The following is a 12,323-nucleotide window of genomic DNA, read 5'->3' as shown; positions in this document are numbered from 1 at the left end:
GGGCGCAGGCCGGTCAGGCAAAGCGGATGGTCCGGACCGAGGCCGCGGCGATCAGTAGCGGAATGCAGAAGATCCCGAACACGGCCACCAGCGGCAGGTGTGCGGCGAGCGCCCAGCCGCCGATCAGCGGACCGGTGAAGGCGCCGATCCGGCCGATCCCCATGGCCCAGCCGATCCCGGTGGCGCGGATCTCATCGGGATAGACCCGCGCGGCGATCGGGTAGAGCGCGTTGAACCCGCCCTGCAGGGCGACGCCCATCAGGTAGGCCGTGACCAGCACGCCCGCGAGCGGCATGGTGATGCCGCCGAAGATCAGGAAGATCACTGCGGTCAGCGCGAGGAGTATCCAGCTGATCTTGCGGATATCGTAGCGGGTGCCGGCGAGGCTCATGGCAAAGGTGCCGGAAAAGGCACCGAAGTTGTAGATCGCGCTGGCGATGATCGCCTGGGTTTCGGGCAGGCCCGCCTCGATCGCCAGCTTGGCGATCCAGCTGGTGATGAAATAGAGCGCCATGAAGCCGCAGATGGTCGAGATCCACAGCAGGATCGAGGAGCGCTTGCGCTCGCCCGCGACGATCTCGCCGAGGCTGATCTTTTGCGCCGCCGCGAGCGTGCCGGGCAGCCGCGCGGGGAGAATCGTCAGGACCAGCGGAACGCACAGCGCGCTGACCGTGGCCGTGCCGATCATCACATGCTGCCAGCCAAAGCGCGGGAGCGCCCAGGCGGTGACGAAGCCCGAGATCATTGCCCCGATCGGATAGCCAGCCTGAAGCACGCCGACCGCGAAATTGCGGTGCTTGTCGGGCGCGACCCGCGCGGCGATGGCGGCGATGCAGGCCAGCACCGTGCCGATCCCGATCCCGACGAAGAAGCGGAACCCCGACAATTCGGCGACCGAGGCCGCCATCGAGCTGGCGATGATGGCCACGGTCATCAGCAGCAGCGAGAAGACGACCATGCGCCGCCGCCCGAAACGGTCGGCCATCGGCGCGATCACCAGCCCGCCCACGGCCATGCCGGCAAGGCCCGCGCTGAAGGCGATCGAGAACTCGGCCGGGCTCGCGGCCCAGGTGCGCTGCAGCGCGGGGGCGACGTAGGAGAGGACCAGAACGTCCATCCCGTCGACCATGTTGAGCACGAAGCAGAAGGCGACGATCAGCGCGGCCTGACGGGTCCAGTCTTGCGGCGCCGAACCGGCTTCGGCGGGGGCGGAGGCTACGTGCATGGGCGGGACCTTCACAGGATAGGGCGAAAAATCGTGAAAAAGTGCGGGAGAGCGAAGGCCGCTCTCCCGCAGGCAGGTTGGAACGCGAACGGCGGCACGTCAGGCGTTCAGGCGGGCAGGGCCAGCCTGTGCTTTACGTAGAGCGCCAGGGGCACGGCATAGAAGAAGTGCGACATGAAGCCGCCGATCACTACCACCGGATCGAGATAGTCGGGGTGATCGTCGCCGGCGACGGCAATGGCGACGTGCATCACGATCCACAGGAACACGGCATAGAACAGCGCGGCCATGGTCGCCTCCCAGCCGCGCCTGCGCAGGGCCGGCCAGACCAGGGCGAAGACTGCGCCCCAGAACAGGGCGAAGGCAAAATGGATGCCGGTGCCAAGCACGTAGGCGATCGGCCCGAGGGCTTCCTGCACCGGCTTGCCGAAGACGAGGCCGACCGCGTTGCGGGGAATTCCGGCGAGCGGCATCATGTGCTGCAGGCCGACCCAGACCACGGCTTCATAGATCCAGATGATCACCCCGCCGAGGAGCCCTCCCGTCAAGCCGGCGCGGATCGTCTGCGCGCGATTGTCTTGCGTCATGGTCAGTGCTCCCCGGCGGCGCTGGATCAGAAGTTCACGCTGAGCGTGCCGCCGACATAGCGGTCGAAGTCACGCGGCAGGGCCTGGGCAATGGCACCGGCACCGCCGACCGAGCCGGAAATGCGGCGAAGGCTGGCGACGTAGTGTTCGTTGAACAGGTTCTTCACGTAGAAGCTGAGCTTGTACTTGCTGTCGGGCGCGGTGAGGTTGAGCGCCAGGTTGGCCACGCCGAAGGCGGGGCGGATCCACGGCGAATTGGGGTTGGCTGCGTCGTTCAGGTTGGTGAACAGGGTCCGCCCGGTCCAGGTGTAGTTGCCGGACAGGTTCACGTTCCAGTCTCCCACCGGCAGGTCGTAGGAGCCGGTCAGGCCCCACTTGGTTTCCGGCGCGTTGAGCGGATCGCCGCCCTTGATGTTGAGGGTCGAGGTCAGGAACAGGTCACCGAACTTGTTGTCGGCGAAGAGGAAGTTGCCCGAGAGGCGCAGGCGGCCGGTCGGCCGCACGACGATCTCGCCCTCGACGCCCTTGGTGAAGAGCTTGCCGGCCGATTGCAGCACCGGCGCGCCCGAACCGTCGGTGCCCTGCGAGGTGGTCTGGTAGCCGGAGAAGGTGGTCTTGTAGCCGGTCACGTTGACCGTCACGCGCCGGTCGAGGAACTGCGACTTGAAGCCCACTTCCCACGAGTTCGACGTTTCGGGCGCCACCGGGCTGGCCGCGAAGCCGGCGGCCGAGACGTAGATGTCGGCATCCACCGCCGGGCCCTTGTAGCCGTGAGCCCACGAGACATAGGCCATCAGGTCGCGGCTGAATTCATACTTGGCCGAGACCCGGCCGAGCCAGGCGTTGTTGCTGAACTCGCGGTAAGAGTTGAACTGCGGTGTGCCGGCATTGGCGCCCGGGGCCACCTGCCCTGCCGGGTTGACGTCGATCGGCGAGCCGATGTGGTCACCGTTCGGCCCGGTCACCTTCTTGTGATCGAAGTGGAGCGCATCGTGGACATAGCGCACCCCACCGGTGAAGGTCAGCTGGCTGGTCGGGTGCAGGTTGAGGTTGGCGAAGAGGGCCGAGTTGATCGAGCGGACCTTGGTGATGGTGTCGGCCAGCACATAGGCGGTGTCGCGGTTGATCGTCAGCGTGGTCGGCGTGGGGTAGCTGACATTGCCGGCGATGTTCGAGCGCACCCCGGCGATGGTCAGGTCACGCTCGGTCTTGGCGTCATAGTAGAAGGCGCCGAGGATGTAGTCGGCAAAGCCGCCGGTGGGCGAGGCGAGGCGGATTTCCTGGCTGAAGGTCTCGCTCTTCTCGAGGCTCTGGCTCTCGCCGCAGACCGGTTCGGTGCTGCTGCGGCTGGTCATCCGGCAGGAGAAGCTCAGGGGATTGAGCAGGAGGTTGTCCATCAGCGTCAGGGCCTGGGCGGCGGTGATGCCGGGATTGGTGGCGCGGAACAGCTCGGTCGGCGTGACGCCGGCGAACGGCGCGTTGGTGCCGTCGCGGTCGCGGATCGCGAAGTCGCGGTACTGGCGGTAGGCGGTGATCGAGGTCAGGGTGAAATCGCCCAGCTCGATATCGCCGGTGAGCGAGACGCCGCGGTTCTTCTGATAGCCTTCCTGCACCGTGTCGAAGTTGACATAGCGGTTGAGCGGGCCGACCGGCGTGCCGGTGAAGGCGGCGGTGACGTTGCCGGAGGCGGCGGGAATCCGGATCGGTTCACCGCAGCAATCGGCCTTGCGGTAGGACCAGTCACCGGCGAGCGTGAAGGTCACCCCGTCCGACGGCTCGAACAGCAGCTTGCCGCGAAAACCGTAGCTCTCGACATTGTTGACCGGCTTGCCGTTGGCGACGTTGATGACGATGCCGTCCTCGTGCCGGTAATAGCCGTTGAGGCGGAAGGCGACCTTGTCGCTGATCGGGCCGGTGACCATCAGGTTGCCGGTATATTCGCCGTTTTCGGCGAGGCCCACTTCGGCATGACCCTGGAAGCGGTCGCGCGCCGGCCCCTTGGTGACGATCACCACCGCGCCGGCCGAGGCGTTCTTGCCCTGCAGCGTGCCCTGCGGGCCGTTGAGCACTTCGACCCGCTCGATGTCCGACAGGCCATCGAACAGCGAGCCGACGCGGGTGTAGACCACGCCGTCGACAATGCTGGAGACCGAGGGCTCGACGCCGACCGAGAACGATTCCGTGCCGATGCCGCGGATCGAGAAGTTGAACAGGCGCGCTTCGTCAGCCGCCTGGAAGTTCAGGGTCGGCGAGATCTGGCCGAAGTCCTTCGGCGTGGCGATGGCGAGATTGGCGAGGGTCTTGGCTTCGACCGCCTGGACCGAAACCGGGACCGACTGCAGGCGCTCGGCGCGCTTCTGCGCGGTCACGATGATTTCGCCGGGGGCCTGCTCTTCCTCGGCCGCGACATTGGCGGGCGCTTCCTGCGCCATGGCCGGAACGGCCTGTGCGGCAAGGACGCAACTGACCGCCGCGAGTGAGACAAACGGATTGCGCGCGTTGATTTTCATTTCAGCCATCCTCCCTGTATCGACCCCGCCGCCGGCCTTCCTGGCCGGTCGAACAAGGTCCCCTTTGCTGCAGCAGCCCTAGCCGATTGTCGGACGAAAGGCGCCTAGACCATGGTCGAGGCGACAATGCTGCAACGACGCTGCATCAATATACGGACCAGTTGGTATGTCAACAACATACGTACCAGTTGGAATGTTGTTGACTGCAACAACAGGCCATCTAGATTGCACCACCTCGACAATCCGCGCATTTCCGGACACAAAATGGCCTCCACCAAACCCGCTTCCCCGCCCAGGCCTGCAGCGGCGCGCCGCGGCAAGCAGCGCGATCCGGAACTGACCCGGGGCGAGGTTCTGGCCGCGGCGACCGAGGAATTCGCGGAAAAAGGGCTGCACGGCGCACGCGTCGACGAGATCGCGGCCCGCACCGCGGTCAGCAAGCACATGATCTACTACTATTTCGGCAGCAAGGACGGGCTCTACTCGGCCGTACTCGAGCGGGCCTACGCCGACTTCCGCGCGGTCGAGCAAGTAGACTACGAGGCACTCGACCCGGTGGGCGCGCTCGCCACCCTTGTCGGCAATACCTTCGACGTCCACCTGCAGCACCCCAATGTAATCCGCATCATCATGTCGGAAAACCTCGACCGGGGGCGCCACGCCCGCGGGCTCGACCATGCAGCCCAGCGGGAGCTGGTGATCTCGACCGTCGGGCGGATCCTCGCTCGCGGGGCCGCGGCAGGCCTGTTTCGCGGCGACATCGACCCGTTGCAGATTCATATGAGCATCTCGGCGCTCAGCTTCTACTTCGTGGCCAATGCCTACACCTTTGGCGAGGTGTTCGGCGTGAACATCGCGGACGAGGATGTGGTCAGCCGCCGCCGCGCCGAGGTGATCGAGGTCATGCTTTCGCGGTGCCTTGTCCGATGATTGTGGGTGCGGGCGGGGCCCGGCCGATCTCGCTTGCCGCGCTGACCGTGCTGGAAGTCACTCCGGCCGAAATGGTGCGGATCGCCGCGCGGTGCGGCTACAGCCACGTTGGCCTCCGCCCGGTCGCCGCCACGCCGGGCGAACCGCATGTCCCGATCCTGACCGACCCGGCGCTGCGCCGCGAATTGCTGCAGGCCCTGCGCGGCGAGGGGATCGGCGTGCTCGATGTCGAGATCGTCCGCCTGCGCCCGGCGATGGACTGGGACGAGATCACGCGGGTGCTCGACTTCGCCGCCGAATTCGCCGCGCCGCGCCTGCTGGTGGCCGACAACGATCCCGATCCCGCGCGGTCCCGCGAACATCTTGCCCGCATGGCGGCCGAGGCGAGCGATTTCGGGGTTACGCCGCATCTGGAATTCATGCCGTGGACCGAGGCGCCGGGCCTTGCCGCCGCGCGGGAGCGGATCGCCGGGATCGCCAATGCGAAGTTGCTGGTTGATTCGTTCCATCTCGCCCGCTCGGGCGGCACCCCGGACGAGATTGCGCCCGGCGACCCGGCGATCGGTTATCTCCAGCTGGCCGACATTGCCGGGCCGATCCCGGCGATGGACGAGATCCTCGCCGAGGCGCGCGGCAACCGCCTGTTTCCTGGCGAGGGCGAGATCAATCTGGCCGCCCTGCTCACCCGCCTCCCCGGCCTGCCGGTCAGCCTCGAAATTCCGGCCGACCGGCTGCGCGATGCCGGGGTGAGCGCGGAGGAGCGCGCGCGCCGGGCCATCGCGGCGACGCGCGACCTGCTGGAGCGGACGGGATGACCGCCCGCGACTGCGACCTGCTGGTGATCGGATCGGGTGCGGCCGGGCTGAGTGCGGCGGCAACCGCCGCCAGCCTTGGCCTTGATGTGATCGTGGCCGAGCGAGCCGGACAACTGGGCGGGACCACGGCCTGGTCAGGCGGCTGGATGTGGCTGCCGCGCAACCGCCACGCCCGAGATGCCGGGATCACCGAGGACATTGCCGAGCCGCGCCGCTACCTCGCCGCCGTGCTCGGGAGCCGCTTCGACGCCGCGCGGGTCGATGCCTTTCTCGCCGCCGCGCCCGAGGCGGTCGACTTTCTCGAAGCAGAGGGGATGCACTTCGAGCCGGGCAACCGGATCTGCGACGTCTATGCCGACCAGCCCGGCGCCGGCACCGGCGGGCGCCAGCTGATCGCCGCTCCGCTCGACGCCCGCCGCCTCGGCCCGCGCCTCGCCCTGCTGCGGGAGACCAAGCGCGAGACCGCCTTCGCCGGGATGCCGATCCAGGCCGGGGCTGACCTTGCCGCCTTCCTCACCGCCACGCGCAAGCCGGCCTCTGCGCTCCATGCCGCGCGGCGCGTGCTGCGCCATGGCTGGGACATGCTGCGCCATGGCCGCGCCCTGCAACTGGTCAACGGCGTGGCCCTCGTCGCCCGCCTGTTCGAGATCGCCGACCGGCATGGCACGCGCTGGCTGACCGGGACCGAGGCGACCGCCCTCACCGGCTCTCGCCAGCACGTGACCGGGGCCGTGCTGCGCGGACCGGACGGCGAGTTCACGGTTACCGCGCGCCACGGCGTTCTTCTGGCAACCGGCGGTTTTTCCCGCGCCCCCGAGTTCACCTCCGGGCTGTTTCCCCATGCCGCCGAACATCTCTCATTGGCCGTGCCGGAGGCCGATGGCGCCGCGCTGCGCCTCGCGCTCCCGTTCGGCGCGCGGTTCGATACGGCGGTCGCGGCGGCCGGGGCCTGGTGCCCGGTCTCGGCCCTGCGCTGGCCCGACGGGCAGGCCGGCGTGTTCCCCCATATCATCGACCGGGCCAAGCCCGGCGTCATCGCCGTGCGCGCCGACGGGCGCCGCTTCGTCAACGAGGCCAATGGCTATCACGACTATGTCTCGGCCCTGCTCGCCGCCACGCCGGAGGGTGAGCCGCCCCGGTCGTGGCTGGTGTGCGATCACCGCTTCATCCGCCGCTGGGGGCTGGGCGCGGTCAAGCCGTTCCCGGTGCCGATGGGCTGGTGGCTGCGCTCGGGCTATCTCAAGCGCGCGGACAGCCTTGCCGCCCTCGCCCGCCTGTGCGGGATCACGCCAGAGCTGGAGCGGACGGTGGCCGCGTTCAACGCGGCGGCGCGTGAGGGGCGCGATCCCGAGTTCGATCGCGGCTGGTCGCCCTACAATCGCCATGGCGGCGATCCGGCCCTGCCCAATCCCAACCTTGCCCCGATCGAGCGCGGGCCGTTCTACGCGGTCGAGGTCGTGCCGGGCAGCTTCGGCAGTTTCGCGGGGCTGGCCACCGACGGCGCCGCGCGCGTGCTGGGCGAGGACGGCGCGGTGATCGGCGGGCTCTTTGCCGCCGGGGCCGATGCCGCGAGCGTCATGGGCGGGTTCTATCCCTCGGGCGGAATCAACCTCGGCCCGGCGCTCACATTCGGCTTTATCGCCGCGCGCGAGGCCGCGCACGAACAGCAATCCGATCTTTCCGCACCGCTTGCCGATAACCCCGATTCCGGGGAATCGGTGCAGGCAGGCGGCGGGGATGTTTGCAGGAAGGACAAGAACTGATGCTGCGGCGTGTTTTTCCGGCCCTGGCGGCCATTCTTCTGGCCAGTCTCGGCATGGCCCCCACGGCGGGGGCCGCCGGCCTTCCCGATCTTCCCGCGGTCAGCCCGGTAACCTCCTGCGCCTCGCTCGCCGGGCTTGACCTTGCCGGAGCAACCGGGGCCAAGACCACGCTGGCCGCCAGCGAAGTGGCCGGAAGCTCGCCCTATTGCAAGGTGACCGGGACGATCGCCCCGGCGATCCGCTTCGAGGTGCGCCTGCCGCTGGCCGGCTGGACCCAGCGCTACCTGCAGACAGGCTGCGGCGGCCTGTGCGGCAATCTGCGCATCGATGCGGGCAAGGCCGAGGGCTGCACGCCCGTGACCGACGGGCGCATCGTGCTGGCCAGCACCGACATGGGCCACCAGGGCAATGCCACCGAATGGGGCGAGGACAAGCAGAAGCGCGAGGACTTCGCCTTTCGCGGGGTTCACGCCACCGCTCTCGCGGCCAAGGCGCTGATCCGGGCCTTCTACGGCCAGCCGCAGCGTTATGCCTATTTCTCCGGATGTTCGGACGGCGGGCGCGAGGCGCTGATGGAGGCCCAGCGCTTCCCCGAGGATTTCGACGGCATCGCCGCCGGGGCCCCGGCGCTCAACTTCACCGTGCAGAACAGTTTCCACCATGGCTGGCTCGCGCGGGTCAACACCGATGCCAACGGCAAGGCCATCCTCCTCGCCGACGATGCCCGCGCGCTGTACAAGCTGGCGCTCGCCACCTGCGACAAGCTTGATGGTCTGGCCGATGGGCAGATCGACGATCCGCGTCGCTGCCGGGTCAATCCCGCCCTGCTGCTGTGCAAGGGCGCCTATGAGGCGGGCAAATGCCTGACGGCAGACAAGGTCGAGGCCGCGCGCCTGGTCTATCAGGGCGCGCGTTCGGCCAAGGGCACGGCGCTCGAGGTCGGCCCGCTTCAGCCGGGGAGCGAGGAGCAGTGGATCGGCGTCTTCGTGCCGACCACGCCGGACGGGCGGATCGGCAGCGCGATGTTCGCGGGCGACACGATCAATCACCTGCTGTTCACGCCCAATCCGGCCACGCCCTATACGCCCAAGACCTTCCCCTTTACCGAGGCGATGTATCGCAGCGAGGAACCGGCCCGCGCGCTCTATAGCGCCGACAATGCCGACCTTTCCGGCTTTGCCCGGCGCGGCGGGAAGCTGATCCTGTGGCACGGCTGGTCCGATCCGCACATCAGCCCGCTCAACACGATCGACTATTTCGAGCGGGCCGGCCTGAAGATGGGCAAGGCGCGGCGCGACGCGATGACGCGGATGTTCCTGTTCCCCGGCATGGGCCACTGTTCGGGCGGCGACGGACCGAGCGAATTTCCGCTGCTGGCCAACCTGATGGCCTGGGTCGAGGGCGGCACGGCGCCCAGCGTCATGCAGGCGCACCGCGCCGGGCAGACCGCCGAGGGGCTGCCGGTCGGGATCAGCGGCGGGGCGCAAAGCGGCCAGCAAGCCGGCCCGCCCGCCGGGATGGGGCCGCCGCGCAAGGTCCTGCCGCCGCGCAGCCGCCCGGTCTATGCCTATCCCGCCGTGGCCCGCTACAGCGGCACCGGTTCGACCGACACGGCGGCCAGCTTCAAGGCCGTGACGCCCGCGCCGGTCAACGGCGTGGCGAAGTGGATCGGCGCTGGCCGCTGAGGCTGGCGGTTAGCGCCCTTCGGGGCGAAACAGGCGCGCGCCGAAATCGACGAGGAAGCGCCGCCAGACGAACCAGGTGTGGCCGCCCGGAACCTGCAGGAAGGTAGCCGGGAGGCCGCGCCCTTTCGCCCGCTTGTAAAGCGCGGCGGCGCGCAGTCGGGCGATGTCGGCATCACCCGCCCCCACCCAGTAGAGCCGGGGCCGCGCGGCGACGAGTTGGCCGAGTTGGCGCTCGAACGCGGGATCGCCGACCATGCCCCCAGCGCTGAACACGCCGATCCAGCCGAACAGGCCGGGGTTGCTGGCAGAGGCAACGACCGTCTGCGCCCCGCCCATCGAGAGCCCGGCCACGGCCCGGTTCGCCGCCCCCGGCGCCGTGCGGTACGTGCGCTCGACGAAGGGCACGATGTCGCGCACCAGGCTTTCCGGGAAATGTCCGGCATAGGGTTCGGGCAATTGCGGCTGCTCCACCGCGAAGCGGGCGTCGCTGCCGGGGGCCTGCTCGGCCTGGATGCGTGAAGGCGTCGGCCCCAGCGCCGAGCCGCGCGCCCGGCTCTGGCCATCCTCGCCATTGGGCATGACCACGATCATCGGCGCCATCCGGCCCGCCGCGATCAGGTTGTCGAGGATCTGCGCCGCGCGGCCCTGGGTGAGCCACGATTCCTCGTCCCCGCCGCCGCCGTGCAGGAGGTAGAGCACGGGATAGCGCCGCGCCGGACGGGCGTGATAGTCGGGCGGCAGATAGACCGCCATGCGCCGCGCCGGCTGATGCAGCACCGGGGCCGGCGCCCAGACCTGCTCCACGCTGCCATGGGGGACATCGGCCATGTCCCAGTCTCTCGCCGCCGGGCCGGAAACCATCAGCAGGCTGGAAAGCTGGTTGCCGCCGCGCTGGCTTTCGACATTGCCGGGATCAAGCACGCGCAGCCCGTCGACCCGGAAGGCATAGTTGTAGAGATCGGGCGCGAGCGGAGGCGTCGCGGCACTCCACACCCCGTTCTCGCCCCGCGTCAGGGCAAGCGACTTCTTCCCTTCCCAGTTCCCCTCGACACTGACGGCGCGGGCCTCGGGGGCGTGAAGGCGGAAGGTGACGCGGCCGTCTGCCGCGATCTCGGGCGAGGCCAACCGCTGCGGCCCGGACACCGGATAGCGCCCGGCCTGAGCGGCAAGAGGCGCGGGCGTGAGCCCCGCCAGCAGGAGCGCCAGCACGGCAGCGCGGGATCGGATCATTTCAGGTTCCTCAAGGTCCAGTCACGATAGACGGCGCAGGGGCCCTGTTGCAGGCCCTGCGCCGCCACCGGGCCCTTCTGGGTGAAGGCGAGATAGGCCCCCCTCCCGGCGCGGGGCCATTCGGGCAGGCCCGCGCCGTTGGGATTGCCGGTTCGGGCAAAGTTCACCCAGTAGGCCTGGATCTGGCGAGCGGCGTCCCGGTCTTCCGCGCCGAAAGCGGACCCCACCACCCTGTCGAGATTGCCGAAGACGAAGGGCACTTCCGCCCCGTGATAGGCGCCCTGCGCCTCGCGGCCGGGGATCGTCCGCTCGAACTGGTAATGGAAGGTCGGCCGCCCGGCGGCGGCATGCCACGAAGCCTCGACCGTGGCCGGGCAGCGCTGGACGATGTCGGTCCACCACTGCGCGCCGGGGCTGCCAAGCAGCGGGTCGGTCCGCCCCGGACGGTCGCCGTCGAGCCCATAGGCGGCCAGCGCAGCCGGGGCGAAATCGCCATAGCGCGCCGCGATCCCGGCGCGCAGCACCGGCAGCGGATCATCGCGGGTGATCTCGCGGGCATTGCTGCCGATGATCAGCGGGATGGCCAGCTGCCGTCCGGCGGCGAAAATACGCGCCGGCGGCTCGGTCAGGACATGGCCGTCGATGGAGGTCAGCAGGCCGGTGTCGCTGCCCGGCACGGTGGACATCCGGGACCGCGCGGCGGCGAGGACGGCCTCGGGCGGCAAGGCGCGCAGAAAGGGCAGGACGACAGCGCCCGCCGGGGCCTTGAGGTCGGCCGCGATCTGCCTTCCGATCGCCTCGGCCCGCGCCCGGGGCATCGGCCCATCATAGGCGAGGAACTGCCCGCTCTGCGCAATCGCCTTGTGAAACAGCCCGCGAGCCAGCGGCGAGGTCATCAGCAGCAGGAGGTCGTAGGAGCCGGAGGACTGGCCGAACAGCGTGACATTGCCCGGATCACCGCCGAAGCGGGTAATGTTCCCCCTGATCCAGCGCAGCGCGGCAAGTTGATCCAGCAGCATGTAGTTGCCCGAGGCATGGGCCGGGCTTTCCGCCGAAAGGGCCGGGTGCGCCATGAAGCCGAAAACGCCCACCCGGAAATTGGCCGTGACAACGACCACCCCCTGCCGCGCAAGGGCCGCGCCGTCGAAAACGGGGTTGTTGGCCGAGCCATTGGTATTGGCCCCGCCGAACAGCCAGAGCATGACCGGGGCCTTGCCCTGCGCCGGCCAGCGCGGGGTCCACACGTTGAGGTAGAGGCAGTCCTCGCTGCCGCTGACACCGTTTGCGCCGACCTGAATGCAGGCCGGGCCGGGCGCGGCGGCATCTTTCACGCCGGGCCATTTCTGCGCCGGCCGGGGGGCCTGCCAACGCAGCGGACCGGTCGGCGGCGCGGCATAGGGGATGCCCATGAAGACCGCGCCCGGCGCATCGCCCGGCCGGGTACCCTGAAGCGCGCCCGACGGCAGGGTGATGCGTGGCGGCTCGGGAGGCGCGGCCGCCGCAGGGATCGACAGGGTTGCAGCGATGATGGCGGCTGGCAGGGCTGCGCGCATATCCTCTCCCACGTGTTTGGCGAAT

General features: G+C 69.1%; 9 protein-coding genes. 4 read left to right on the top strand and 5 right to left on the bottom strand.

The features are described 5' to 3' along the window. Positions 1 to 13 precede the first annotated feature (13 nt). From H7F51_RS15095 to H7F51_RS15085, 3 genes are all read right to left on the bottom strand, one after another. Positions 14 to 1,225, bottom strand: coding sequence for an MFS transporter (locus tag H7F51_RS15095; RefSeq protein ID WP_185665138.1), 1,212 nt, complete (start codon positions 1,223 to 1,225; stop codon positions 14 to 16). Positions 1,226 to 1,332: 107 nt separating this feature from the next. After that, the gene (locus H7F51_RS15090; RefSeq protein WP_185665137.1) at positions 1,333 to 1,812 is read right to left on the bottom strand and encodes a hypothetical protein; all 480 of its coding nucleotides are present in this window, start codon (positions 1,810 to 1,812) and stop codon (positions 1,333 to 1,335) included. Between the two features lie 26 nt (positions 1,813 to 1,838). Further along, complete coding sequence (locus tag H7F51_RS15085) at positions 1,839 to 4,322, bottom strand: TonB-dependent receptor (protein WP_185665136.1); 2,484 nt, start codon at positions 4,320 to 4,322, stop codon at positions 1,839 to 1,841. Positions 4,323 to 4,586: 264 nt separating this feature from the next. Between H7F51_RS15085 and H7F51_RS15080 the strand changes: the two genes are divergently transcribed. From H7F51_RS15080 to H7F51_RS15065, 4 genes are read left to right on the top strand one after another with little or no spacing between them, the layout of a single operon-like run. After that, positions 4,587 to 5,252, top strand: coding sequence for a TetR family transcriptional regulator (locus H7F51_RS15080; RefSeq protein ID WP_185665135.1), 666 nt, complete (start codon positions 4,587 to 4,589; stop codon positions 5,250 to 5,252). Next, entirely contained in the window at positions 5,249 to 6,067 is an 819-nt protein-coding gene (locus tag H7F51_RS15075; RefSeq protein WP_185665134.1) for a sugar phosphate isomerase/epimerase family protein, read from the top strand. The genes H7F51_RS15080 and H7F51_RS15075 overlap by 4 nt, the downstream gene beginning before the upstream one ends. After that, the gene (locus tag H7F51_RS15070) at positions 6,064 to 7,830 is read left to right on the top strand and encodes an FAD-dependent oxidoreductase (protein ID WP_185665133.1); all 1,767 of its coding nucleotides are present in this window, start codon (positions 6,064 to 6,066) and stop codon (positions 7,828 to 7,830) included. The genes H7F51_RS15075 and H7F51_RS15070 overlap by 4 nt, the downstream gene beginning before the upstream one ends. Then, positions 7,830 to 9,515, top strand: coding sequence for a tannase/feruloyl esterase family alpha/beta hydrolase (locus H7F51_RS15065; RefSeq protein ID WP_185665132.1), 1,686 nt, complete (start codon positions 7,830 to 7,832; stop codon positions 9,513 to 9,515). Before H7F51_RS15070 ends, H7F51_RS15065 begins: the two co-directional genes overlap by 1 nt. A 9-nt stretch (positions 9,516 to 9,524) precedes the next feature. On the opposite strand, the gene H7F51_RS15060 is transcribed toward H7F51_RS15065, so the two are convergent. Beyond that, positions 9,525 to 10,745, bottom strand: a complete 1,221-nt coding sequence (locus H7F51_RS15060) for an alpha/beta hydrolase-fold protein (RefSeq protein ID WP_185665131.1) — start codon at positions 10,743 to 10,745, stop codon at positions 9,525 to 9,527. Next, on the bottom strand, positions 10,742 to 12,298 hold the full coding sequence (locus H7F51_RS15055; RefSeq protein ID WP_185665130.1) for a carboxylesterase/lipase family protein: 1,557 nt from the start codon (positions 12,296 to 12,298) through the stop codon (positions 10,742 to 10,744). Before H7F51_RS15055 ends, H7F51_RS15060 begins: the two co-directional genes overlap by 4 nt. Positions 12,299 to 12,323 lie beyond the last annotated feature (25 nt).

The sequence above is a fragment of the Novosphingobium flavum genome, from assembly GCF_014230315.1.
GTDB lineage: Bacteria > Pseudomonadota > Alphaproteobacteria > Sphingomonadales > Sphingomonadaceae > Novosphingobium > Novosphingobium flavum.
Note: the sequence above shows the minus strand (reverse complement) of the source record. Positions and strands in the feature narration are given on the sequence as shown.

What these genes read in the sequence shown, in the direction of transcription:
- H7F51_RS15055 (WP_185665130.1), bottom strand. Translation starts at nt 12,298, where the DNA reads ATGCGCGCAGCCCTGCCAGCCGCCATCATCGCTGCAACCCTGTCGATC.
- H7F51_RS15095 (WP_185665138.1), bottom strand. Translation starts at nt 1,225, where the DNA reads ATGCACGTAGCCTCCGCCCCCGCCGAAGCCGGTTCGGCGCCGCAAGAC.
- H7F51_RS15060 (WP_185665131.1), bottom strand. Translation starts at nt 10,745, where the DNA reads ATGATCCGATCCCGCGCTGCCGTGCTGGCGCTCCTGCTGGCGGGGCTC.
- H7F51_RS15070 (WP_185665133.1), top strand. Translation starts at nt 6,064, where the DNA reads ATGACCGCCCGCGACTGCGACCTGCTGGTGATCGGATCGGGTGCGGCC.
- H7F51_RS15090 (WP_185665137.1), bottom strand. Translation starts at nt 1,812, where the DNA reads ATGACGCAAGACAATCGCGCGCAGACGATCCGCGCCGGCTTGACGGGA.
- H7F51_RS15075 (WP_185665134.1), top strand. Translation starts at nt 5,249, where the DNA reads ATGATTGTGGGTGCGGGCGGGGCCCGGCCGATCTCGCTTGCCGCGCTG.
- H7F51_RS15065 (WP_185665132.1), top strand. Translation starts at nt 7,830, where the DNA reads ATGCTGCGGCGTGTTTTTCCGGCCCTGGCGGCCATTCTTCTGGCCAGT.
- H7F51_RS15085 (WP_185665136.1), bottom strand. Translation starts at nt 4,322, where the DNA reads ATGAAAATCAACGCGCGCAATCCGTTTGTCTCACTCGCGGCGGTCAGT.
- H7F51_RS15080 (WP_185665135.1), top strand. Translation starts at nt 4,587, where the DNA reads ATGGCCTCCACCAAACCCGCTTCCCCGCCCAGGCCTGCAGCGGCGCGC.